Source organism: Ferruginibacter sp. (genome assembly GCF_014377975.1).
Taxonomy (GTDB): Bacteria; Bacteroidota; Bacteroidia; order Chitinophagales; family Chitinophagaceae; genus Ferruginibacter.
In genome coordinates this window covers 1-24,562 of the sequence record NZ_JACMOO010000023.1, presented here as the reverse complement: position 1 = coordinate 24,562, position 24,562 = coordinate 1, and the positions used below count along the sequence as shown (strand labels likewise).

The 24,562-nt window shown below is 37.2% G+C and carries 19 protein-coding genes; 10 read left to right on the top strand and 9 right to left on the bottom strand.

The features are described 5' to 3' along the window. Positions 1-64 precede the first annotated feature (64 nt). The 3 genes from H7254_RS01550 to H7254_RS01540 all read left to right on the top strand — a co-directional run bounded on the left by H7254_RS01550 (position 65) and on the right by H7254_RS01540 (position 3,469). On the top strand, positions 65-733 hold the full coding sequence (locus H7254_RS01550) for a 50S ribosomal protein L25 (protein WP_301923640.1): 669 nt from the start codon (positions 65-67) through the stop codon (positions 731-733). Between the two features lie 113 nt (positions 734-846). After that, positions 847-2,685, top strand: a complete 1,839-nt coding sequence (gene yidC, locus H7254_RS01545) for a membrane protein insertase YidC (protein ID WP_301931308.1) — start codon at positions 847-849, stop codon at positions 2,683-2,685. Between the two features lie 115 nt (positions 2,686-2,800). Further along, positions 2,801-3,469, top strand: coding sequence for a hypothetical protein (locus H7254_RS01540; protein WP_301931307.1), 669 nt, complete (start codon positions 2,801-2,803; stop codon positions 3,467-3,469). A gap of 56 nt (positions 3,470-3,525) precedes the next feature. Here H7254_RS01540 and H7254_RS01535 read toward each other — a convergent pair whose 3' ends face one another. After that, on the bottom strand, positions 3,526-3,873 hold the full coding sequence (locus tag H7254_RS01535; RefSeq protein WP_301931306.1) for a hypothetical protein: 348 nt from the start codon (positions 3,871-3,873) through the stop codon (positions 3,526-3,528). Positions 3,874-4,839: 966 nt separating this feature from the next. Here H7254_RS01535 and H7254_RS01530 point away from each other — a divergent pair. Beyond that, positions 4,840-5,721 carry a sugar phosphate isomerase/epimerase gene (locus H7254_RS01530; RefSeq protein ID WP_301931305.1) on the top strand — a complete coding sequence of 294 codons (882 nt, stop codon included), beginning with the start codon at positions 4,840-4,842 and terminating at the stop codon, positions 5,719-5,721. Positions 5,722-5,908: 187 nt separating this feature from the next. After that, entirely contained in the window at positions 5,909-7,414 is a 1,506-nt protein-coding gene (locus tag H7254_RS01525) for a biopolymer transporter TolR (protein WP_301931304.1), read from the top strand. Positions 7,415-8,265: 851 nt separating this feature from the next. Here the strand turns inward: H7254_RS01525 and H7254_RS01520 are convergent. Together H7254_RS01520 and H7254_RS01515 are read right to left on the bottom strand one after the other, a co-directional pair. Further along, positions 8,266-9,564 (bottom strand): hemolysin family protein, encoded by a 1,299-nt coding sequence (locus tag H7254_RS01520; protein ID WP_301931303.1) that lies wholly within the window; start codon positions 9,562-9,564, stop codon positions 8,266-8,268. 211 nt (positions 9,565-9,775) lie between these two features. Further along, complete coding sequence (locus tag H7254_RS01515; RefSeq protein WP_301931302.1) at positions 9,776-10,342, bottom strand: phosphatase PAP2 family protein; 567 nt, start codon at positions 10,340-10,342, stop codon at positions 9,776-9,778. Positions 10,343-10,405: 63 nt separating this feature from the next. On the opposite strand from H7254_RS01515, the gene H7254_RS01510 reads away from it, so the two are divergent. After that, entirely contained in the window at positions 10,406-12,394 is a 1,989-nt protein-coding gene (locus H7254_RS01510; protein ID WP_301931301.1) for an LTA synthase family protein, read from the top strand. 53 nt (positions 12,395-12,447) lie between these two features. Continuing rightward, the gene (locus tag H7254_RS01505; protein WP_301931300.1) at positions 12,448-14,433 is read left to right on the top strand and encodes an LTA synthase family protein; all 1,986 of its coding nucleotides are present in this window, start codon (positions 12,448-12,450) and stop codon (positions 14,431-14,433) included. Between the two features lie 576 nt (positions 14,434-15,009). Here H7254_RS01505 and H7254_RS01500 read toward each other — a convergent pair. From H7254_RS01500 to H7254_RS01475, 6 genes are all read right to left on the bottom strand, one after another. Next, positions 15,010-15,750 carry a bifunctional 2-polyprenyl-6-hydroxyphenol methylase/3-demethylubiquinol 3-O-methyltransferase UbiG gene (locus tag H7254_RS01500; protein ID WP_301931299.1) on the bottom strand — a complete coding sequence of 247 codons (741 nt, stop codon included), beginning with the start codon at positions 15,748-15,750 and terminating at the stop codon, positions 15,010-15,012. A gap of 15 nt (positions 15,751-15,765) precedes the next feature. Next, the gene (locus tag H7254_RS01495) at positions 15,766-16,062 is read right to left on the bottom strand and encodes a hypothetical protein (RefSeq protein WP_301931298.1); all 297 of its coding nucleotides are present in this window, start codon (positions 16,060-16,062) and stop codon (positions 15,766-15,768) included. Further along, a complete protein-coding gene (gene surE, locus H7254_RS01490; protein ID WP_301931297.1) occupies positions 16,059-16,850 on the bottom strand; it encodes a 5'/3'-nucleotidase SurE in 792 nt (263 codons plus the stop codon). Before surE ends, H7254_RS01495 begins: the two co-directional genes overlap by 4 nt. A 145-nt stretch (positions 16,851-16,995) precedes the next feature. After that, the gene (locus H7254_RS01485) at positions 16,996-17,382 is read right to left on the bottom strand and encodes a hypothetical protein (RefSeq protein ID WP_301931296.1); all 387 of its coding nucleotides are present in this window, start codon (positions 17,380-17,382) and stop codon (positions 16,996-16,998) included. 134 nt (positions 17,383-17,516) lie between these two features. Next, positions 17,517-17,690 carry a hypothetical protein gene (locus tag H7254_RS01480; RefSeq protein WP_301931295.1) on the bottom strand — a complete coding sequence of 58 codons (174 nt, stop codon included), beginning with the start codon at positions 17,688-17,690 and terminating at the stop codon, positions 17,517-17,519. 321 nt (positions 17,691-18,011) lie between these two features. Then, positions 18,012-18,317: a phosphoribosylpyrophosphate synthetase gene (locus H7254_RS01475; protein ID WP_301931294.1), complete on the bottom strand. Its 306-nt coding sequence runs from the start codon at positions 18,315-18,317 to the stop codon at positions 18,012-18,014. 452 nt (positions 18,318-18,769) lie between these two features. Here H7254_RS01475 and rnr point away from each other — a divergent pair, with 452 nt between their 5' ends. The 3 genes from rnr to H7254_RS01460 all read left to right on the top strand — a co-directional run bounded on the left by rnr (position 18,770) and on the right by H7254_RS01460 (position 23,963). Continuing rightward, positions 18,770-20,773, top strand: a complete 2,004-nt coding sequence (gene rnr, locus H7254_RS01470; RefSeq protein ID WP_301931293.1) for a ribonuclease R — start codon at positions 18,770-18,772, stop codon at positions 20,771-20,773. A 241-nt stretch (positions 20,774-21,014) separates the two neighbouring features. Continuing rightward, positions 21,015-21,980, top strand: coding sequence for a polyprenyl synthetase family protein (locus tag H7254_RS01465; protein WP_301931292.1), 966 nt, complete (start codon positions 21,015-21,017; stop codon positions 21,978-21,980). A 237-nt stretch (positions 21,981-22,217) separates the two neighbouring features. Then, positions 22,218-23,963, top strand: coding sequence for an amino acid permease (locus H7254_RS01460; RefSeq protein WP_301931291.1), 1,746 nt, complete (start codon positions 22,218-22,220; stop codon positions 23,961-23,963). Positions 23,964-24,562: the final 599 nt, after the last annotated feature.

Genomic DNA, 24,562 nt, shown 5'->3' with positions numbered 1-24,562 from the left:
CCAATTATCATTTAAATAATTATCCATTATTTTCCTACCTTTGCGCCTCATAAAAAATAATTAAATGAAAACGATTACAATCGAAGGACAAATCAGGACCGAATTTGGCAAAAAAGCCACCCGCCAGCTTCGCCTTGAGGAAAAAGTGCCAGCTGTAATTTACGGAGGTGCTGAGGAGATTAATTTTGCTGCTCCTGCAACTGCTTTTAAAAACATTGTGTACACGCCGGACTTTATGGTGGTAGAGGCTACCATCGGTGAAAAAAAATACAGATGTGTTTTAAAAGACTTGCAGTTTGATAAAGTAAGTGATCAATTAATACATGTAGATTTTTTAGAACTGGTAGAAGACAAAAAAGTAATAGTTACTTTGCCGCTTAAGTTTACCGGAGCTCCTGCAGGTGTTAAAGCTGGTGGTAAACTGGTTACAAAAATGAAAAACCTAAAAGTTAAATTGTTGCCTAAATATTTACGGGAAAATATTGAACTGGATATTACCAACCTTGCATTGAATGAAAATTTAAGGGTACAGGACGTAAAGGCTGATAACATGGAGATTATGAATTCGCCACGTATTCCTATTGCTTCCATAACAATGACCCGCCAGTTAAAACAGGAAGAAGCTGCTGCCCCTAAAGGTGCTGCTCCCGCTAAGGCTGCTCCTGCTAAAACTGCTCCTGCAAAAACTGCGGCCCCTGCTGCTGCTAAAGCTGCACCTGCTGCAAAAAAATAAGTTGATTTATTGTATTTTATATTAAAAAAATGCCCTGCTTTTACAGGGCATTTTTTTAATCGGGCAACTATAAACTTTAATTACCTTTGGCCACTTAAATTAATATTATGGGAATGGATAGAAATACAGTGATTGGTTTTGTGTTGATAGGTTTGTTGTTAATGGGCATGTTTTATTTTAATAATAAGGGCAATGCTGCCTTTCAGGCGGAACAACAAAGGATGGAGGATTCAGTTAAAAGATCTAAGCCCAAAGTTGATTTAGCAAAACAAAAAACCGATTCGCTGAGGTTTGATTCTACCCGGAGAGAAAAAGCAGCCGGTAGCCTGCAGCAATCTTCTTCCACAACAGAAGAATTAACTACGCTGGAAAATGAAGTGATGAAAATTACTTTTACCAACAAAGGAGGGCAACCAAAAACAGTTGAATTAAAAAATTATAAAACCCTGGATGGTAAAACGGTTATTGTGCAAAAGGGTGATTTTAATAAAATTTCTTACGATATTAATTCGGGTGAAAATCAAAAGGCCAATACAGCCGATCTTGCTTTTGTTACCGGCACCAAAACAAACAATGCAGATAAAAGTCAAACCATCAGCTTTATCATCAAAGATTCGGCAGGCCAGCAAATCACGCATCAATACACGTTGCATCCAAATGATTATTTGATCGACTTTGCAATTGTATTAAATGGTACGGATAAACTAGTGGCTCAACATACCATTAATCTGCAATGGCAAACCCAAACCAACCAGATTGAAAAAGACGAAGCATATGAAAAACAACAAACCCATATTTGTTATTTAACAGATGGAGGGTACGATTTTACCATGCTGGGTAATACTGGCGATGACAAAAAATTTGAAAAACCGGTTGACTGGCTTTCGGTAAAACAACAATTTTTTATAACTGCCCTTGTAAACAAAAACAAATTTCAAACTGCCGAAATTAAATGGGTTGTACCAGCAGATACTTCTTTGCATATTTTAGCGCAAACAGTAGCTAACTGCCGCGTTAATTTACCAGCAGGCAACGAGGCAACTGTTCCCTTACAATTATATTATGGCCCCAGCGATTACCATGTACTAAAAGTCTACAATAATCAAATGGAAAATATTGTACCTTATGGCAGCGGTATTTTTGCATTTGTAAAATACATCAACAGACATTTGCTTTTACCTGTATTTGACCTGTTGAGAAAAAACGTGGCAAGTATGGGCATTGTAATTTTATTGCTTACACTTTTTATCCGGTTACTTACATCACCAATTTTATATAAAAGTTATGTAAGCGGGGCAAAAATGAAAGCTTTAAAACCTGAGATTGATAAGTTGAAGGAAAAGCACGGGGAGGATAAACAGGCGTTTAGTATGGACCAGATGAAACTATGGAAGTCAGCAGGAGTAAGCCCTTTGGGTGGCTGTTTGCCGGCGGTGCTACAGATACCGATATTTATGTCTTTGTATTATTTCTTTCAGTCTAACATTTCATTGCGGGGGCAAAATTTTCTTTGGGCAAAAGATCTGGCTGCTTATGATTCTATTTATGATCTTCCTTTTACTATCCCTTTTTATGGTGATCATGTAAGTCTGTTTACACTTACAGCCGTACTAACCAGTTTATTAATTTCAATTTACAGCATGACGAATATGCAGGATAATTCCAATCCTGTTATGAAATACATGCCTTATATTTTCCCTGTTTTATTGTTAGGTGTTTTTAATAAGTTACCGTCAGCACTTACCTGGTATTACACCATCTCCAATACGATCACATTGATTTTGCAGATTGTGATTCAGAAATACATTATTGATCATGATAAAATTCTGGCACAGATAGAAGCGAACAGGAAAAAGCCAGTAAAGCAAAGTAAGTTGCAGGAAAGAATACAAGCCATGCAGGATACAAATAAAAAAGTGCAGGATTTAAAAGCTAAAACTCAAAAAAAGTAAAATACAAATTGTTAAATATCGAAGCCTGCATGTGTTAATAACCTGCAGGCTTTTTCATGAAGCCTGTTTCAGATATTTTGGCAAAGGATTTCACTATCTTTATGAAATTCAAATAATGAAAATTATGAAAGGGGCAGCAATGATTTTAATGATGGTATTGAGTTCTTATTTGTATGCGCAAAAAACCGTTTCTGAAGGAACTTTATTGTACACAATATCCACCTCCCAATCTGATAATAAAGCTTCGCAGCCTGATCCGTTAAGTGGAGCGACCAACACTATTTATTTAAAGGGAAGTTTAAGCAAAACTGAAATGGCAAGTCCATTAGGAAAAGAGACGACCATCTACGATGCTAAAAGCGGCACAGGAGTTATCTTAAAGGAATACAGTGGACAGAAACTAATGATCACCTTGACTAAGGATAATTGGGTAACTCAAAATAAAAAATTTGAAGGAATAGTTTTTGTTCCAACTTTGGAAAGAAAAAATATTGCAGGGTATAATTGTATTAAGGCTACAGCCAAATTAAAGGATGGCAACGAAATGATTGTTTACTATGCGCCGGAAGTAAATGTCAATGATAAAAATTATAGTCAGTTATTTAAAAATTTACCAGGTCTGGCTGTGGAATACGAATTTGAAAGCGGTAAATTAAAATTTAAATATACACTTGCTTCTATTGATCTGGGCGCAGTACCTGCATCAAAATTTGATATTCCCAAATCTGGTTACAGGGTAATGACGTATGATGAAAGCCGCATCGGAGGGAAAAACACTAATTAAAAAAGACCTTCATCTGGAAGGTCTTCAAATATTTTCTTAATAAACTGATTTTACTATTAATGACTTCTGATGATAATTTTCATTCCGGTATAACCTTGGGTTATTTCAGGAATAATAATTTTATGTTTGTAAGGAATAACATAAGTAATGTTGCCTTTCTGATAAGTGATTAAAGAATTAGATATAATATTGTTTCCAACTGTTTCAGTTTGATTTAAAAGACTACCCGTATAACTTAAACCTGATTTAAGATTAAAGGGGATAGAATTTTTAAGGGTGGTAGGAGTATAGATGTTTAAAATTGTTTTATTTTTCTTTTTTCCAGCTCCTCTATCAGCCATTGCCACATGTGCCAGACCAAACAGGAGAGCAATTGTGAGTAATTTTTTGGTGACTGTTTTCATTTTAAATAAATTTAACAAATACAAAGATATATTAAAATTCTGTGAAAATATGATTCAATGTACAAAAAATACCTGTCTTTTGTCCATTACACAATTTATTTGTCGCTAGCCTATATTTGAAAATTTCTTTTTCAGTGGCAACAATTATCAGTTTTTAACTTTTTCATCAAATCCATTTTCTTTACAAGTAGTTATCTACTGGCGTTACTAATGGTATCGGCATTTACAATAAAGGAAACAATTTTGTTAGATAAATTGGTACCTGCTTTGATGTAATCGGATGTTATCTTTTTGGAATAATTGGATGAAGTAATAATACCTTTCGTAATTTAATTTTTCTAACTCTTCGGAACTAAGTATTAATATTGTAAGCATTTTCAGAAGTAGTTTACTAAAGGTGTTTACTTTTTTATAAAAGCATGTTACATTTTGATACTGCGGGTAGTAGAAGTATAAGTAAAGCAACCGCAGGCAATAAAAAACATTTTCTCGTACTAATTAAAGTTTTTACGATTAAAGTAGCAATATTATTAAATCCATGTTTGTAAAAATGTCCATGATGTAGTGTTGGAGTACTTATTATCTGCCTAGGCGTAAAATATATCAAACAGCAATATTTAGATTTAATGCATAAGTGAATAGTAAGGTAGGTATTGGATAGTTGTGGCTGAAAATAGCTACCTCGACTGAATGTGTATAAAGTGGACGGAGTTATTATGGTTAGTGATCGTAAATTTTTTTGCTGAATAAATGGAACCAGTTTCAAAATTGCAGCAACGTGTTTATTACAGATGGCGCCTGGATGGCATCTGCTTCCATATAAAATCCTTCCCCAACGCAAATAGTTTTTACGGCAATAGCAATTTACTATGCGATAACACAATTAAAAAAATACAAACTGTAAGTTCAAAAAAAAGAGATAATTTTCACTGATTTAAAAACGATTCATTCATTTAAAATTTAACAATGACAACAAGACGGTCCTTCATCAAATCTACCTCAATTATTTCAGCAGGATTGCTTTTAACTCCACCTGAATTTAACCGCAGGCAAACTCTAATTGGTGTACAATTATACACTGTTAGAGAATTGATGCAACAAAACCCTGCAGACACTCTTGCCAAAGTTGCAAAAGTGGGTTTTAATTCTGTGGAAGGTGCAACTTATACCGGTTCACAAAAATTTTATGGAATGGATCCGGCCACTTTTTCAAAGCTGTTAAAAGACAATGGCTTAATTATGCCGAGCGCACATTACAGGTTGGGTGAAGAAAAGACAAATGGTGAAAATGTAAAAGGCACCATGTTGCATGAGTGGGACAAAGCAGTGGATGATGCGGCAGCGGTAGGATTAAAATATATGGTATGTGCGTATCTATCTTCCGCTGAACGGGGAGGATTAGATCATTATAAATATGTGGCTGATCAATTAAATATTGCCGGGGAAAAATGTAAAAAAGCAGGCATACAATTGTGTTACCACAATCATGATTTTGAATTCGTAAAACAAGATAATACCTATCCAATGGATATTTTATTTGGCGCAGATAAAGACCTGGTAAAATTTGAAATGGATCTTTATTGGGTTACTAAAGCAGGCATGGATCCAATCGTCTTATTCAGTCAGCACCCCGGAAGATTTCCGCTAATGCATTTAAAAGATATGGATAAAACTGAGGAAAAAGCATTCACTGAAGTAGGAAATGGTGTGATTGATTTTAAAACAATTTTAAAACATCAAAAAACAGCTGGTCTAAAATACTTTTTTGTAGAACAGGATAAATGTCCGGGCTCACCAATTGACAGCATTACTCAAAGTTATAACTACATTAAAAAGAACCTGATTTAATTAAATAGTATGTTATCAGCATAGGATGTAGGGTATGTGTACGTGGTAGCTGATGGATATACAAACGATGTAGTAAAGATGTATTGCTTTACAGTTAAAACTGCAGGTAAAAGATAATTTTATGTCCTCCACGGCAGTTAATGAAAATATCAGCATAGTTACTTTATTAAAATTTTAAAACCATACAATGAAAAAAAGTAAACTACTTTTTCTTTGGATCACATTGATTTTATGGAACACATCCGATGCCCAAAAAACAGGCATCTTCGATGGTCATGGGGATATCGGTATCAATGTAAAGCCGGGGGCCGCTACATATATTCCTGAGAGTGGACAATATGTAATTTCAGGTGCAGGCGAAAACGTTTGGGCCGATCATGATGAATTTCATTTTGTATGGAAAAAAATGAAAGGTGATTTTCTTTTGTACACCAAAGCAGAGTTCCTGGGTAACTGGGTAACCTATCACCGCAAAGTGGGCTGGATGGTTCGTAAATCGCTTGATGGTAATTCTCCTCATGTTAATGCGGTAGAACATGGAGACGGTTTAACATCGCTGCAGTTTAGAAGAACAGCCGGTGCAGTAACTGAAGAAATCAAATCTAAAATTACCAAGGCCAATATAATTCAACTGGAAAGAAAAGGTTCAACCTACACCATGCGGGTAGCAAAATATGGTGAGCCTTTTGTAACTGAGCAGGTAACAAATATTGACCTTGGGGATGAAGTGTATGTGGGTCTTTTTGTTGGATCGCATAATGCTGATGTAATCGAAACCGGTGTATTTAGAGATGTACGCATTACCGTTCCTTTTAATGGAGATGCAGATAACAGCACGCAAATGACACTTGGCAGCAACCTGGAGTTGATGGATATTGCCAGCGGTGACCGTCAGATTATTTATACTGTGCCCTATTCTATCCAGGCACCAAATTATACCAACGATGGTAAAAGCCTGATATTTAATGGTAGTGACGGCCTTGTATACAATTTCGATTTAAAGAGCCGTACTCCCCGGTTAATAAACACCGGAACTATTAAATCCAATAACAACGACCACGTATTGTCGTTTGATGGTAAAATGATTGGGCTTAGCAGTACCGTTAAAGAATTGGGTGGCTCCATTATTTATACCGTTCCTTTAGCTGGCGGTACTCCAAGTCAAATTACCCCCAAAGGTCCATCTTATTTGCATGGATGGTCACCCGATGGCAAGAGTCTTGTTTTTTGTGGCGAAAGAAACGGCGAGTATGATGTATACAAAGTGCCTGCTACCGGCGGTACGGAAGTAAAATTAACTACTGAAAAAGGGCTGGATGACGGACCAGAATATACACCCGATGGAAAATACATTTATTTCAATTCCGTCCGGTCCGGTCTGATGCAGATATGGCGTATGAAACCCGATGGCAGCGAACAGGAGCAGGTAACAACGGATGATTTCAATAACTGGTTTGCACATATTTCTCCGGATGGTAAAGGCATGGTATTTTTATCTTTTTTGAAAGAAGAGGTAGTGCCAGGTGTGCATCCGCCCTACAAACATGTCTACATTCGTTACGTGCCCATTACCGGTGGTACACCAAAAGTGTTGGCTTATGTTTACGGCGGACAAGGTTCTATTAATACTCCCTCCTGGTCGCCAGACAGTAAAAGCATTGCATTTATCAGCAATTCTGATATGACTAAATAATAAAAACAATGATAGCTTTTTCTAAAAATATTAAAATTAGTTAAGAAAGAAAACAAGGACTGGATACTATAGGAATTAAATAAGTGCTGTAGTATCCAATTCACTATTTCGGAGTTACGTGCAGGCGAAATATTTTTTGTGAATCCCTAAGTGGATTCTGTGTATTGGTTGGTTTAGTAAATCATTTATAGCTAAAAAATTAGCTTCACCTTTTCTGGATGTCTTTGTTTGTATCACCATTGCCGCCTAAAAAATAAATGCTTTTTAAACTGCATATTGTTCTACCCAATAAACTTTTACGGATGATTGCAGAAGAGATAAGCCGGTTGAAATAAAGCTGAAATAATGTATGTAAACTTCAACTGGGTACAAAAAAATAGTCCTTCCGTAGAAACGGAAGGACATTAACGATTGCTTGCCATATGAAAATCTTACTAACTATTAAAATTATTTTTATTATTATATTGTTACGCTTTATATTTGCGCCGTACTAACGATTGATTGCCCTTTATTAAAATTTGACGCTTACTATCAACGCCCATATTTCTTCAGTAAAAGTAGTGTGGGCGTTTGTATGTAAAAAACCAACTTACAATTGCTTTAATGATGCTTAAAGTAGGTTTTTTTTTCGCAAAAGCCTGTTGGGCAAGCATTACAAGTTTAATATTCCATTACGCCCAATACAAATTTGAATATTTTAACTGGCAAAATAATTTCTATTTTCGCTTAAAAAGTAATGTTTTATCAGCTACCTGCGGTTAGTAGTGTATATATTTTTGCCTATTTAAAAATTGGATAGTACTAACAGCAAAATTGATTTTACACAAAGGCAAGTAGCAAAACTGGTAATATTACTGTTCCATATCCTCCTTCAACTCGTCAGAAATCTTTACCAGCAGTTTATCAATACGCTGGCTGTCCATATCAATAATTTCAAATTCAAATCCACGCCAATCAAATGTTTCACCCGTTTTTGGAATGCGCTCCAGTTCATGCAATACAAATCCAGCCAGGGTATCAAATTCATGCTCACCTTCATTCATCCACTCTGTTTTTTCAAAATGGCTTAAAAAATCATAAAATGTAATCTGTGCATCTACTAAAAAACTTCCGTCTGCACGTTTAATAATTTCATATTCTTCCTGACCGGTTTGTGGCACATCGCCTACAATGGCTTCCAATATGTCATTCAATGTTATCATGCCTTCAAGTGTGCCATACTCATTTACTATCAAGCAGCTGTGAATTTTTGTTTGCTTTATTTTTTCCAATAACTGATAGGGGCTGTTGTTTTCAGGCACAAACAAAGCTGGTTTTATTAAATCTTTTAACGGAGTTGCCGGTGCTGCTTTTAGCAGGTCTTTAATGTAAATAAGGCCCTTGATATCGTCCACCGTTTTTTCACAAACAGGGTAGGTAGAATAAGTGATCTGGTCAAATTTTTCAGTAACTGTTTGTACTGTATCCTCAATATCAAACCAGGCAATTTCGGTGCGATGCGTCATTAAAGAAGTAATGTTGCGGTCGCCTAAATGAAATACCCTTTCTATGATTTCTTTTTCTTCTGTTTCAATCGTGCCGTGTTCACTTCCTTCGCTGATCATTGCTTTAATCTCATCTTCTGTTACTGCGTTGTCGGTAGCCCTTTTAACGTTAAATATTTCAAAAATAATATTGGTAATATTATTTAGCAACCACACAATAGGATGAACAATAACGGATAGAATATTCATTGGCCCTGCTACAAGGCGGGCAATTTTTTCTGCTCTGAGCAGGCCTAGTTTTTTGGGTACCAGTTCTCCTAAAATGATGGATAAAAAAGTAACCAGCATCACAATCAACACTGTGGAAATAGTGTCTGCGTAAGGTTTTAGTATCTCAAGTCTTTCAATAAAAGGTTTTAAATGTGCACTAAATTTTTCACCGGAATATACACCCGTTAAAATAGAAATCAATGTAATGCCAATTTGTGCGGTAGGTAGAAATTTTTCAGGATTGGCGGCAAGGTGAAGTGCAGCTTTGGCTTTTAGATCGCCCTTATTACCCAGGCTTTCCAGCCTTCCTTTGCGGGCACTTACCAGGGCAATTTCACTCATTACAAAAAGACCGTTTACTATAATAAGGGCTAATAAAATAAATACTGCTGTCATAATTTTGTAAATTAAAACCGCCATTTTACGAAACGGTAGATGGTGCAAATATCCATATTCTAATCTAAAATATTTTATTTTACGTTCAACAGGTGCTTTATGGTTTTTTGAAGCAGCATTATTTTTTAAAACCATCAACTCCATTTAAATCCGCCAGATCACTGCTCTGAATAGAATGAGATTGACAGCCTGTACGGTAATTATCTCCCATTCAGGCTAACCCATATCTATTATTAAAGAGCTGCCCTGTAAAATAGCCAACTGCCAATCCAACAATGGTTCCGCCTAAAATATCTGTGGGATAATGAACGCCAATATACATTTGTGCATAACTGATTCCAAATGCCCATACAAAAAACAGCAGTGGCCAGGTTTTAAATTGTTTTGAAAGCGTTAAATAAAAAAACATGGCCATACCAAAATGATTGGCTGCGTGCGAAGAAACAAAACTACTGCTTTGTGGTAAGTAAATCCCTTTGAATAACCTTATCCAGTCTGCTATGTCAGGATCATTGCAGGGTCTTAGGCGGAGGATGTTTTCTTTCAATAAATTACTGCTGATGTAATTACAGATTACAACTGTACCAATTGCAAGCAGTATCCATTTCCACCAGGTATTTTTATAATTGATGGCAATAAACAACAGTAAAAAAAGATACAACGGAAGCCAGGTGTTAGGGTTGCGCATGGCAGGTAATAATCCATCCAAAAAATTATTATGCCATTCCGCATTAATGTGATACAGTATTGTACGGTCCCATTGCAGTATTGAATGCATTTGTTAAATAATTATAGCCAAAAATAATTAATCTATTTTTGCGGGCAGCTTAATTTTGTATCAATGATGTTTTTTAAAAAAATACCAGTGCTGGTTAAATGGATATCCTCTGTTTTGTTAAGTTTTTTATTTGTAATGACCGCCTTTCGTTTCCTTTTCTTTTTTAGCTATAATCCGGCAGGTAAACCTTTTTCTGGATCTGCTTTTTTAATGGGTTTGCGTTTTGATATAAAATTTGTTTGCATATTAGGGTTAATAATACTGGTGCTTTGCAGCCTGCCATTTATAAATCCTTTAAGAAATAAACTGGCAAAAAAAATATGGACGGTTTTGCTGTCGGTATTAATGATGCTTGTGTTGTTTTTTTATGCCATAGATTATTTTTATTACGACTACCTGCAGCAACGTTTGAATGCCTCGGTATTAAATTACTTTAATGATGCAGGTATTTCTTTTAATATGGTAAAAGAATCTTATCCGGTGGTAAGGGTAACACTTACTGTGTTATTGATGACAGTTACAGGAGGCTATTTTTTTAACAGGATGCTGATAAAATATCAACTGCAAAGCATAGTGAGGAGCAGAAAATTTTCCGGGCAATACGTCCTTGTTTTTTTACTGCTGGCATTGGGTGTTTTTGGAAAAATCGGGCAGTTTAATCTTCGATGGAGTGATGCGTTTTCTTTGAGTGATAATTTTAAAGCAAATCTTTCCTTAAATCCTTTCCAAAGTTTTTTTAGCACACTAAATTTTAAAAATACCCGGCCGGATATAAAAAAAGTAAGAGAGGCCTATTCAATAATGGCCAGTTACCTGCAGGTGCAGCAGCCGGATAGTGTACACCTCAATTACGAAAGAAATATTTCCGCTGACAAGAGAATCACTAATCAACCTAATATTATTATCGTTATCTGCGAAAGTTTTAGCATGTACCGCAGCAGCATGAGTGGCAATCCATTAAACACAACACCCTATTTTAATGACTTGTGTAAACAAGGTGTTTTTTTCGACCGTTGTTTTGCGCCCTCTTACCCAACAGCCCGTGGTGTATGGGCCACTGTTACCAGTCTTCCGGATGTACTGGGCGATAACAACAGGTCTGCCAGCCGCAATCCGGAAGTGGTAAACCAGCAACTGATCATCAATGATTTTAAGGGCTACGACAAATTTTATTTTTTGGGCGGTGACCCATCCTGGGCAAATATCAAAGGCCTGTTATTAAACAATATAGACAGCCTGCATTTATATAGTCAGGAAAATTTCAAAGCTAAAAAAATAAACGTTTGGGGCATCGATGATAAGAATTTGCTTTTGGAGGCCAGCAACACGCTGGCCAAACAACAACATCCTTTTTTTGCCATCATACAAACCGCCGATAATCATCGTCCTTATACTATTCCGGCTGAAGACTTTGCACAATTTAAAAAGGTAAATTTTCCGGATGATACCATTCATAAATATGGCTTTGAAAATATTGATCAGTTGAATGCATTCCGGTATACTGATTTTTGTTACCAGCAATTTTTTGAAGCCGCTAAGAAAGAGAAATATTTTGCTAATACCATTTTTATTTTTACTGGCGATCATGGTATTGGAGGGGATGCCCGGGCTTTGTACCCCAATAGCTGGACGGAGCAACGGCTTACCAGTGAGCATGTGCCTTTACTGTTTTATGCGCCAAAATTATTGCGGCCTAAACTGGATCATTCCCCTTGTTCGCAGGTAGATATCATGCCTTCTGCTGCATCTTTGGCTGGTATATCTTATCATAATAATTCGATGGGTAGTAATTTATTTGATACAGGCAATGTGGCAGAAAAATATGCTTTTATAATTGATCACGAAAGTAAAGATATCGGCATGGTAAACAGCAGATATTTTTATGTAAAAAATCTGGCTACCAAAAAGGCAAAAATCGTTTCAGTAACAGATAATAAACCGGTAATAGCTACTGCTCAAACAGATAGTGTTAAAAATACGATGGGTAGATTAACAGATGCGTATTATGAAACAGCCCGGTATTTGTTGTTCAATAATAAAAGAAAATACTGATCAGTTCATTTCATCCTGTAAACTCAATCAGGTGTTCAATGTAAAAATATCGTATGCTTACAAGGTGGCGTTTTCCCAAAACAATTCAATGGATAATAAATCTGTTCATTATCTATCTGTGCATATTTACAGGTTTTCGTATTATTACTTTAATTTGTTTTAAACCAGTTGCAATAAGGATAAGCGAACTGGTGCCGTCTTTCTGGCTGGGCCTTCAGTACGACCTGCGGTGGATAGGAATAGTTTTGTTACCGATTGCCTGTATTTCGCTGTTTCCAAAATTTTCTCCCTTTTATTCTGAACGCTGCAAAAAAGGATGGGCTATTTATCTTGCTGTAGTAACATTGTTGCTGTTATTTTTCTTTGGGGCAGATTTCGGGCATTTTGCCTATGTAAATACCAGGCTTAATGCAAGCGCCTTAAATTTTGCGGAAGATGCTAAAATTTCTTTTGAAATGCTGTGGCAAAGCTACCCGATGGTTTGGATTTTTTTGGCTTTGCTGGGTGCAGTTGGGATGATGGCATGGATGTTTTCTAAAACACATGTAAGTGTGGAAGAGCGCAATATCAATATCCACAAATTTAGTTATAACCGGCGCTGGCACACGGCTGCCATATTATTATTGTGTTGGTTTTTATTTGGGTTTTTAGCCCTTACACCTTTACGCTGGCGGGATGCTTTTTTATTGAACGATAATTTTAAAAGCTACCTGGCGCTAAATCCGTTACAGAATTTTTTTACTACGCTGCAGTTTCGTAAACCGTTGATGGATGAGGGGCAGGCAAAAAAATACTATCCCGTCATCAGCGATTTTTTACAGTTAAACAAAACAGGTGCACCAGCAAATGGGTACGAACGAACCATTAACCCTGGCAGCCGGTCGCTTGAAAGCCAGCCCAATATTGTGCTGGTTATTTGCGAAAGCTTTAGCATGTACAAAAGCAGCATGAGCGGTAACCCTTTAAACAGTACGCCTTTTTTTAATGAACTATCTACACAGGGTATATTTTTCGACCGTTGTTTTTCGCCTACTTTTGGTACGGCAAGAGGGGTGTTTGCAACCTTAACCGGTATACCCGATGTGCAGTTATCAAAGTTCAGCAGCCGCAATCCCGAGGCGCTGAACCAATACAGTATTATCAATAATTTTGAGGGGTATGACAAATTTTATTTTCTTGGTGGCAGCAGCGATTTTAATAATTTCCGTGGCCTTGTTTCCAGTATAAATGATGTACATATTTATGAGGAAGGGAAATTTGCCTCGCCCAAATTAAACGTATGGGGCATCAGCGATAAAAATTTATTTTTGGAAGCAGATAAGGTAATGAAGCTGCAGAAAAAGCCTTTCTTTACTATCATACAAACCTCCGATAACCATCGCCCTTATTCTATTCCGGAAGAAGATAAAGATTTTGTAACTCATACCGTAAGTGTGGAAGAATTACACAAATATGGATTTGAATCACTGGCAGAATTCAACGCGTTTTGTTATACGGATTATTGTTACAATAAATTTATTGATGCCGCTAAGCAATCTCCTTATTTCGACAATACCATTTTTGTTTTTATGGGAGATCATGGGGTGGAAGGCAATGCGTACGAGATGTATCCCACGGCATGGACAGACCAGCGGCTGAATGACGAACACATTCCTTTATTGTTTTACGCACCGGCTTTATTGGTTCCCAAAAAAATAATCACCACTGTTTCGCAGATAGATGTATTGCCTACCCTGGCCGGATTGATCCATCAGCCATACACCAACAAAACCCTGGGCAGAGATTTGCTGCATGCTTCAACAAAAGAAAATGCGGCCTTTATCATTCACCACGATGAAGGAAAGATCGGGATTGTAAATGATGATTATTTTTACATCAAAAATCTGTGGATCAGCCAGGAAGAACTGGTGCCGGTTCGTAATGATGCGCCGTTGCTTACACCGCAGCAAACCGATTCGGTAAAGCGGCACCTGTCTCAATTAACCAGCGCTATGTATGAAACGGCGAAATGGATGCTGGTGAACAATCATGGGAAATAGCACTACTGTATGCATTTCACTTTTGAATTATACTGCACTTAAAAATTGAACTGCTTTTATTAATTGTACTACCTATGTGAATTGCACTGCTGCTATAAATTTTACTGCTTTTATGAATTACACTGCCCTTATGAATTGCACTGCGTTTATGAATGGCACAGCTTTTATAAATTAAACTGCCATTATAAATTGCACCTCGCTTATGAATTGCACTGCCCTTTAGGGCAGTGATAAAATGACAATTAATTCCCAGGGGCTTTAGCCCATAATATTATGGGCTAAAGCCTCTATTTTGTATATTTTATTTACCCCGCCCTGAAGGGCGTGGCAATGTAATGCAATGCGGGCAATGGAGGATAGTGTGCATTTCCCCAAAGAAGTTTTTGTACTCACCTTGTGTGCAAATATTTTTATGATTCAAGATGAATTTTACAATGCTTTTATACCACGCTTAGGTAAAATTTGCCCAATGGTATGCGGCAAACGAGGGCGACGCAAGGATGATGACCATTGCTTCTTAGCCCGGACAAATATTTTTAAGATGGCTACATTAAAGGGGAGATAATTATCAAGCAATTAAATTTTCCGGGCAATCATAATTAAGCGGGGCGATTTTTTTATATCGTATTTACCAAAATGATAGTCACCAAAAACTTCCTGTATTTGCAAACCCTGGTAGGCAAACATTTCTGTAAAATCGCCCAGCGAAAATTTAGCAACCTTTTCCTGGTAAATCAATGGCTCTGGTAGAGCCTCATCTTCTACACTTATTTTTTTATAAAAATGCGTTTCATCAAACCACTTGGTGATGAAATAATTTACACCGTCAATCTCTTTATCAAACTGGTGTACCAGGTGGTCTTCTGCATAATGCACATTTAGATAATCCAGTACAAAACAGCCTTCTTTTTTTAAGCTCTGTGCAATGGTTCGTATGGCATTGTCGTGTTCCCGCTGGGTGGCAAAATAACCGAAGCTGGTAAAAAAATTCAATGCATAATCAAAATAGTTAATCCAAAAGGGCAGGCGCATATCATGCAGGTAAAAATGCAGTTTGTCTGATTGCTGCAGCAGCGCTTCCTGTATACTGTCTTCGCTGAGATCTATACCGGTTACATCAAATCCTTTTTCTGACAGGTGCACGGCATGCCTGCCTTTGCCACATGCTACGTCAAGCATATACGCTCCGGCAGCGGGTTTAAGGTGGCTGATTAAAGCATCTATAAATTTGGCAGCTTCCTGTTCATCCCTGTTAAAGTAAAGCTGGTGATAGTAAGGCGAGTTAAACCAATTTTTAAACCAGGGCTGCACTTGCATAAATAAAAATTAATATTAACCAAAAAATTTAATGAGTAACGCAGTAATAGCATAGATCACTGTTACCAAAAAAATGCCTTTGGCCGTTTTGTCTATCCTGGCATTTACGTATAAGGTAAACAGCAAGGCATTGGCAAAAAGTGATACACTTATCCAAGCGGTTATCAGGTTATGGTTTAGGGTCATCCACTGGTACATTTCCTTTAAAGAAAACATGCGGTATTTAAGTAGTTTAAAAATAGTAAAACCAATTACAGGACCCACGAGGCCCAGCACAGTCCCCAGCCAAAAATTATCTTTTTTAAATATCATTTTATTTTCCAGGTTTTTTCTAACTGTGCTTTTAAAGTATAATTGGTAAGGTCAAATAACACAGGTACTACGCTGATGTAATTGTTTTCCAGCGCCCATACATCAGTATCCTTTCCTTTATCAAAATTTACAAATGCACCCGTTAGCCAATAATATTTTTTGCCGTGAGGATCTTTGCGTTGTTTAAAATCTTCTTCGTATTTGGCATAGGCCTGCCTGCAAATTTTTACGCCTTTTATAAGTTCCATCGGTATGTCGGGAATATTTACATTCAACAGAAGATGTTTGTCCATTTTTTTCTTTAATAAGGAACTTACAATCTCTCTTACATAATGCCGGGCCGCGGTAAAATCAGCTTCGTAATTATAACTCATTAACGAAAAGCCAATACTGGGGATACTTTCAATACAGGCTTCCATCGCCGCACTCATGGTACCGCTGTAAATAACGTTGATAGAATGATTGGCACCATGATTAATGCCGCTGAGACAAAGATCCGGCTTGCCATGTAATACTTTATCTACTGCCAGTTTTACACAATCTACAGGAGTGCCACTGGTTTGCCAGGCTTCCACGCCTTCAAACATGTCTATTTTACTCATCCGTAAAGGTTGGCCAATGGTGATGGCATGCCCCATACCACTTTGAGGTTTATCCGGCGCCACTACTACAATTTTACCAAGCCCTTTTACTGCCTCCACCAAATTGCGTATACCCGGCGACGTTATGCCATCATCATTGGTAATTAATATTGTGGGAAGTTTTATTTTTTTTGCTGCAGCCATCATTTTCTAATTGAACGTTTTATAAAGAAGGATGTTTTAAGTGAAATTGTATAATTTTTTTCAACCCGGATTCTCTTCAAAGTGGTTAGGTTGATTGACTTTAAAGAATTATTAGTTATTAATTTTTTTAATTATTAATTATAGTAAATCAGCTAACGCTAAAACATGGTCTTGTAACCGCCGGTCTAAACGGCCATGGAAAAGAGGCCAGAATCAACATGGTTAAATGTTCTATTATTAAAAAGCGGGTGTAAAGGTCTTTTATATTATGACGCATATCTTTTACCCTGCTGAACCAATATTTGCTGAAATACAATAACAGCCCTGATAATAAATGTATAACGCAACAGATCATTATGAAAAGATTGCTGCGATTATCATTAATTATAAAAGAGCGGTTATTAAAATAGCCTGTAATACCGTTAATAAAAGTCCAAACGCCCAATAGCAACACTGCCCGGCGCAGCAAATTATATATTACCATTGTTGATTGCATATTATTTTCCTGTACAAAAGTAAGGGCAAACCTTTTCATCTATAAAAATTTTAAATTTATTCCATAGTGTAATAAATATAAAACAAGCAGGGGCAACGGAATTGTTGCTGTTTAATTGATATGATTTTTTTAAACGAAGCAGTAAATGTTTTGTAGTAGACCACAAAACATTATCAATAAGTAATTTGTACATTTTGCGGACTTATAAACGCAATAAATTTACCTGCGTTGCGGCGCTCGCCTTCAATTTTTAAGTTGTTATTGGGTAGATATTTAAAGAGTTCTTTGTCTGCTTCAAACATCGGGGGCAGTTCGTTTACGTTGATATCATTGGTAAGTAAATACACCCTAAATGATTTGCCGGGATAACTGGTAAAATGTGTACTTCTCTATATATTATGAGCACCTACTATAAAATCAATGGTGCCGCCAAAGCAGTGAGCACCAGTGGTTGGTCTGATCATTTGCTAAAGACATTTATGTGCAGGATACCAGGGATACTTTTTCAAAATAAAAAAATGGCAAGTGGCTTTCGTATAGATAATGTTAAATGCGGACAATAACCTAACTTCTAATAAAATATGGAATCTTACGGAGGATTTTATTTTTAATGGCGGGCTAAAAATTAAATTGTAAACCGAAGAAATATGTTTACGGGTAAGATAAAACTAATGGTGAATTGACAACTTTTGTATCATCTCGTTGCTGATGCTGTCTGCGTACATACCATATGCACTGGTGATTACGCCTTTTATTTTACCATCTTTAGACTGCACTGCATACACAATATCTTCATCACTTGGGTTGGTATCTCCTTCAAAACGGTGAACTTCGATTATTTCAAACTCGTGGGGGTTTAAACAATAATTATTTTCTTTACAAATAATCTTATCAAACCTAATATTAAAGTCCAAAGTATACCCTTTGGCTTTTAATCCGTTTAAGGCACCGGTTACAGTATCGTAGTTGTCCATTTGTAAAAGTTTAAAATTAAAGTTACCAAAATATCGCCTCTGTTAAGTTAAACTGGTATGTTTAAAAGTTAGTAGTTAAGGTAAATCATTTAAGGTTGAAGTACAAATTGCATATTGTTAAAACTGACGATTGACCGTTGCCTCTTTTCAAAATTGAAATGCCCGGGTTTTAACCATAGGAATAGTTTGCCTACATTTGTGTATCACAATTGCATAACAGTAGTTATGACAAGCATTAGATGTATTAAAAAATAATAAGCCCTGTATTAAAACCGTATCATTGCTATAAAAAAAAATTAATATTGATAGTACGCAAAGAGAACGTATGGCTACGTTGCATTATATGTTCCAATAACGTAGTAACAGTCATCAATGTTTAACAAGCCCAGGCAAAAAATTAAAAGAATCTATTTTCCTGCCTGATTCAGGTTAAAGGAAACAGCAACATATTTATGAGTAAAGAAAAAGCAACCAAAAAGAAATCATCGCAAAGCACTACCGTAAAAGGTAAACTGGATATTTCCAGAAGTGGAATGGCCTACGTAATTGTAGAAGGTATGGATAAAGACATTGTGATAAGACCCAATGATATTGGCCGCGGTTTTCATGGAGACACGGTGAAGGTGCAGATTAGCCCGGACAGTGGCCGTGGAAGACGTACTGAAGGCAAGGTAACTGAAGTGATTATTCGTAACCAGGCCACCTTTATCGGAAATATTTCTGTGAATAAGAACATCGCTTTTTTTAAAGCGGCTACAGAAAAGCCGATGCCCGATTTTTATATTCCGATAGAAAAATTAAATGGCGCAACAGACGGCGAAAGGGTAGTGGCCAAAATGATAAAATGGGATAAGGCAGATAAAAAACCGGAAGGCGAAGTAGTAACTATTTTGAAGTCGGAAGATGTGAATGATATGGCGATGAAAGAAATTTTGATAGAAAGCGGTTTTCCGCTGGTATTTGAAAAGGCCGTACTGGATGAAGCTGATAAACTGAGTGATACCATTACAAGAGAAGAATTAAAAAAGCGCAAGGACTACAGGGATATTTTAACCTTTACCATCGACCCGGTAGATGCCAAAGATTTTGATGATGCTATTTCCATCAGGAATTTAGATAACGGAAATTATGAAATTGGGGTACATATTGCTGATGTAAGCCATTTTGTAAAACCCGATACTATTTTAGATAAGAGTGCATATGAAAGAGCCACCAGCGTGTATTTGCCAGATAGGGTAAACCCCATGCTGCCGGAAAAAATCAGCAACGAATTGTGTTCGCTGCGTCCCCTCGAAGACAAGTACACCTTCTCGGTAGTTTTTCAGGTTACCAACCGCGGCGAAATCAAACACAAGTGGATTGGCAGAACCATCATACAAAGTAAACACCGTTTTACATACGAAGATGTACAAACCATTATTGAAACAAAAGATGGTATCCATCACAAGGCGATTCTTTTATTAGATAAACTGGCAAAGGTTTTTCGCAATGAAAGATTTGATGCCGGCGCTATTAATTTTTCATCCCAGGAAGTGCGTTTTCAATTAGATGAAAACGGGAAACCGATTGGGATTGTAATAAAAGAAAGTAAAGATGCACATAAGCTGGTAGAAGAGTTTATGCTGCTTGCCAACAGAACCATTGCTGAGTATGTAAGCAGGATAAAGATTAATCAGGAACCGGTTCCTTTTCCTTATAGGATACATGATAAACCGGATGATGAAAAACTAAAACCGTTTGCAGCATTTGCAAAAAAATTTGGTTATACTTTTGACCTTCATAATGATGCAGCGGTGGCTGCATCCTTTAATAATTTATTAAAGGAAGTGAGTGGTAAACCAGAACAACATGTATTGGAACAACTGGGTATCCGTACTATGGCAAAGGCAGTTTATACGTCAAAAAATATTGGCCATTACGGATTGGGTTTTGAACATTACTGTCATTTCACTTCGCCCATCCGGCGTTACCCCGATGTAATGGTTCACCGTATTTTACAGGAATGTCTGGATAAAAATGTGAAGCCTGATAAAAAGATGGATGAAAAATGCAAGCATTGCAGCGATAAGGAACGCAAAGCAATGGAAGCAGAAAGGGCGGCCAATAAATACAAACAGGTTGAGTTTATGCAGGATTACCTGGGGGAAGAATTTGACGGTATCATCAGTGGTGTAGCCAGCTTTGGATTTTTTGTAGAAACCGTACTGCACAAATGTGAAGGCATGGTTACCGTGAGAGACCTGAGTGAATTTGATGAATTTAAATTAGATGAAGCAGACTATGCACTGGTAGGAATGCGTACCGGTAAAAAGTTCAGAATGGGTGATGCCGTGCGGATAAAGGTAGTAGCTGCAAATTTAGAAAAACGCCAGCTGGATTATCATTGGGTGCAGGAAGAAGGTAAGCCTGAGCTCCATGCTGCTAAATCGAAATCAGTTATAAAAAGAAAGAAATAAATTTTTTAAAAAAATATGGCTGATACTCCTATACTACAAGAAATGATAAAAAACATTGTTTATTAATTAATTGCTGACCAGCCTTAAACAATTGAAGGGTATAACAAAGAAATAAAATCAGCCATGCACAGGTCTTAAAGGGTGAAGTAACCAGAATAAAAAGCTGGGCGAAGAAATGAAAATACGGTGAAACGAAAGGTAAAAAAAGTCCTTTATCTAATAATAAATACTCAGCGCAACAATGCAATCTTTTTTAGAACTCTCTAAAGTATTTGAATTAAAATTTAATACCCGTCATTTTCCGTTGCATACAACAACGCTGTATGATCCTGCGCAATATATTTTACAATTGGGTGGTAAAAGAGTGCGGCCTGTTTGTGTGCTGATGGGCAATGAATTATTTGGAAACATCATCCCCGATGCCTTTCATGCAGCAACTGCCATTGAGCTATTTCATAATTTTAGTTTGATACACGATGACATAATGGATAAAGCGCCCATGCGCAGGGGTATGCAAACGGTGCATCAGAAATACGGCGAATCTACTGCGTTGCTTGCAGGTGACGTAATGTTTGTAAGAGCCTATGAATACCTGAACAAGATAGAAGTGCATAACCTGCAAAAAGTACTGCACCTGTTTAATGAAACCGCCGCTGCTGTATGCGAAGGGCAGCAATTAGACATGGATTTTGAAAAAAGAGCCACAGTAAGTCTGGAAGAGTATGTACAGATGATTACGCTTAAAACTTCTGTGCTATTGGCTGCCAGCCTGCAACTGGGTTCTATACTGGGCGGTGCAGGAGAGGGCAATCAGCATCACCTGTACGAGTTTGGAAAAAATCTGGGAATCGCCTTCCAGGTGCAGGATGATTATTTAGATGTTTTTGGTAACCCGGAAAAATTTGGCAAACAGGTAGGGGGCGATATTCTTAGCAATAAAAAAACCTTTTTACAAATCTATGCCATGGAGACTGCCTCTGCCATACAGTTACAGGCGTTGCAACAATTGATGCAGGAAAATGCTCCGGATAAAGTACAAAAAGTAACACAAATATTTAAGGATTGTAAAGTGGATGCCTGGGCGAAAGAATTAAAAGATAAATATCTTCAAACCGCATTGCAACACCTGGAAGATACTGCAGTAACTTCCGTCCGTAAGCAGCCGCTGGTGGAACTTGCGGCCTATTTAATACAGCGTGAATATTAACGGTGGATTAGGTTTTATACTGCCAGTAGATAAATACCGTAAAGGCAAATAAATGACTGTTGTCTTCTTCTCTCCATCCTATTTAATTTACGCTGCACTTTAAAAAATTACCAGTCCTTTTAAAGGTTAAATGAAAATCTCCTTTTCACATCAATCTAAAAATTCAAAACAAAAAACGCATACTTCAGTTTTATTAATTATTTTGAAGATTGATATTTTTCAAAACCAAAATTATACATGTCTACATCCTTATTCAGAACAAAAAAGATTGAAAGTATTTTAGCCGAAGGCAGCGATACTGCTCACGGTGCGCATGGGTTAAAGCGGGTGCTTTCTATGAAGGATCTCACATTTTTTGGTATTGCAGCCATATTGGGTGCAGGAAGTTTCAGCAGCCTCGGTGGGGCCGTTTTTCATGGCGGTCCGGGTGTAGTAATCTTATTTATAATTACAGCAGTCGCCTGTGCATTTACGGCATTTTGTTATTCTGAGTTTGCAAGTCGCATACCCGTTGCCGGCAGTGCTTACACGTATGCCTATGCCTCTTTTGGCGAACTGTTTGCCTGGATTATTGGATGGGCACTCATCATGGAATATTCCATTGGTAATATTTATGTTGCCTATAGCTGGAGCGATTATTTTACTTCTTTTTTAGAAAAAATTGGTGTACATATTCCGCAATATTTATGCACCAGTTATATGGAGGTAAAGCATGCCATGGCCAATGGCAGTACCAACCCAGATGTGCTGGAAGCATTTAACAAAGCGCCCATGATCGGCAGCTTAAAAATCATTTTTGATCTGCCTGCATTCGTCATCAATATCTTAATCACCATGCTGGTGTACCGGGGTATTAAAGAAAGCCGCAACTTTAGTAATTTAATGGTGATACTTAAAATGATTGTGGTGGGGCTGGTAATTATTGTGGGTGGTTACCTGGTGTTTTCACATGGGCTTACACCTAACTGGACCCCTGCAAATGATGTGGGTGTAAAATCATTTATGCCCAATGGATTTAGCGGTGTAATGGCGGCTGTAAGTGGTGTATTCTTTGCCTATATTGGGTTTGACGCGGTGAGTGTACTGGCCGAAGAAAGTAAAAATCCTCAAAGAGATTTGCCCAGGGGCATGATATTGTCGCTGGTAATTTGTACCGTTGTTTATATTTTGTTAACACTGGTTTTAACTGGTGCCGTTAATTATAAAAACTTTGAAGGGGTAGGAGACCCACTGGCATTTATTTTTGAAAAGCAAAATTTAAACGTTGGGTGGATGCAGTTTTTTGTGGCCATTGCGGCGGTAATTGCCATGACGAGTGTGCTGCTGGTGTTTCAGATGGGGCAGCCCCGTATCTGGATGAGCATGAGCCGCGATGGCCTGATGCCACCAGTCTTTCAGAAGATTCATCCCATTTATAAAACACCTTCTTTCGCTACAATTGTAACCGGACTTGTGGTGGGCATCCCTATTTTGTTTACCGATAAAACATTTGTACTCGACTTTACAAGCATTGCTACGTTGTTTGCTTTTGTATTGGTGTGCGGTGGTATTTTATTAATACCCCGAAAAGAGAAACAGGCAGGTAAATTTCACCTTCCATTTATCAACGGGCAGTATATTTTTCCTATAATTGTAATTGGTTCCCTTTTTCTTGCGCACAAATTATCCGCAAATTATTTTGCCGATATGTTCAATTTCGATTTTAACGCAAATTCTGAGTATGCGGGTGGCAAATTGAGTTTTATGGATGTTGCCACACCAAATATTACGCTTATCATTTTTTGGTTCAGTGCCTTGTTGCTGGCTATAATTACCTTCATCAAAAAATACTCTTTAATACCATTAATGGGCCTCATTACCTGTATGTACCTTTTAACGGGTATGACGAAAAACAACTGGGCATGGTTTCTCGGGTGGCTCTTAATAGGGCTGGTAATTTATCTTTTGTATGGATATAAAAAAAGCAATCTGGCTGAAAAATAGTTGTCCAGGGTAAGAAGCAATGTGGATCTGCATTGGCGTCGCACTCTTGTACGTTATTTTTTTATGGCATCTTTTATTGAAGCGTAGAGAGCGTTGTAACTATTTAAATAGCTACCATTATTTAAAGCCGGGTAAATATAAATGTCAGCAGAAATTAACAACCAGCATGAGGTACATTCACCACTCCCAGGGAGCCGAAGCTGAACAGGCAGTCAATACAATTGCTTTCAATACATATTTCCTCGTTGTACCCTAAAGAAGGAGATCTCATAAATTCCACGTGAAGGACCGAATTTATTTGATTATAGCGAAAATGTATACAAAGACATCCAGATTTAGAAGAAATATGCTTCATTGCCTGGAAGTACAAAATATTTCCCCGCTTATAATAAATATTTAATGCCTATCCGCAATTAGGTGCAAACTAATAAATTTAGTACATTTGCTATATAAATTAGTAAAATGATAATAGACAATTTCTTTTCTGAGTTTTCTACGGAGAGTGCTTGCAAACTCTACTTTAAATCACAACGTGAATCTAAAGGTATTGTTTGTAGAAAATGTGGATCTACCCATCATTATTGGATTGAAAATTTGAG

Excerpts from the sequence above, each read along its gene's own strand:
- H7254_RS01550 (WP_301923640.1), top strand. The coding sequence starts at position 65 with ATGAAAACGATTACAATCGAAGGACAAATCAGGACCGAATTTGGCAAA.
- yidC (WP_301931308.1), top strand. The coding sequence starts at position 847 with ATGGATAGAAATACAGTGATTGGTTTTGTGTTGATAGGTTTGTTGTTA.
- H7254_RS01540 (WP_301931307.1), top strand. The coding sequence starts at position 2,801 with ATGAAAATTATGAAAGGGGCAGCAATGATTTTAATGATGGTATTGAGT.
- H7254_RS01535 (WP_301931306.1), bottom strand. The coding sequence starts at position 3,873 with ATGAAAACAGTCACCAAAAAATTACTCACAATTGCTCTCCTGTTTGGT.
- H7254_RS01530 (WP_301931305.1), top strand. The coding sequence starts at position 4,840 with ATGACAACAAGACGGTCCTTCATCAAATCTACCTCAATTATTTCAGCA.
- H7254_RS01525 (WP_301931304.1), top strand. The coding sequence starts at position 5,909 with ATGAAAAAAAGTAAACTACTTTTTCTTTGGATCACATTGATTTTATGG.
- H7254_RS01520 (WP_301931303.1), bottom strand. The coding sequence starts at position 9,564 with ATGACAGCAGTATTTATTTTATTAGCCCTTATTATAGTAAACGGTCTT.
- H7254_RS01515 (WP_301931302.1), bottom strand. The coding sequence starts at position 10,342 with ATGCATTCAATACTGCAATGGGACCGTACAATACTGTATCACATTAAT.
- H7254_RS01510 (WP_301931301.1), top strand. The coding sequence starts at position 10,406 with ATGATGTTTTTTAAAAAAATACCAGTGCTGGTTAAATGGATATCCTCT.
- H7254_RS01505 (WP_301931300.1), top strand. The coding sequence starts at position 12,448 with ATGCTTACAAGGTGGCGTTTTCCCAAAACAATTCAATGGATAATAAAT.
- H7254_RS01500 (WP_301931299.1), bottom strand. The coding sequence starts at position 15,750 with ATGCAAGTGCAGCCCTGGTTTAAAAATTGGTTTAACTCGCCTTACTAT.
- H7254_RS01495 (WP_301931298.1), bottom strand. The coding sequence starts at position 16,062 with ATGATATTTAAAAAAGATAATTTTTGGCTGGGGACTGTGCTGGGCCTC.
- surE (WP_301931297.1), bottom strand. The coding sequence starts at position 16,850 with ATGATGGCTGCAGCAAAAAAAATAAAACTTCCCACAATATTAATTACC.
- H7254_RS01485 (WP_301931296.1), bottom strand. The coding sequence starts at position 17,382 with ATGAAAAGGTTTGCCCTTACTTTTGTACAGGAAAATAATATGCAATCA.
- H7254_RS01475 (WP_301931294.1), bottom strand. The coding sequence starts at position 18,317 with ATGGACAACTACGATACTGTAACCGGTGCCTTAAACGGATTAAAAGCC.
- rnr (WP_301931293.1), top strand. The coding sequence starts at position 18,770 with ATGAGTAAAGAAAAAGCAACCAAAAAGAAATCATCGCAAAGCACTACC.
- H7254_RS01465 (WP_301931292.1), top strand. The coding sequence starts at position 21,015 with ATGCAATCTTTTTTAGAACTCTCTAAAGTATTTGAATTAAAATTTAAT.
- H7254_RS01460 (WP_301931291.1), top strand. The coding sequence starts at position 22,218 with ATGTCTACATCCTTATTCAGAACAAAAAAGATTGAAAGTATTTTAGCC.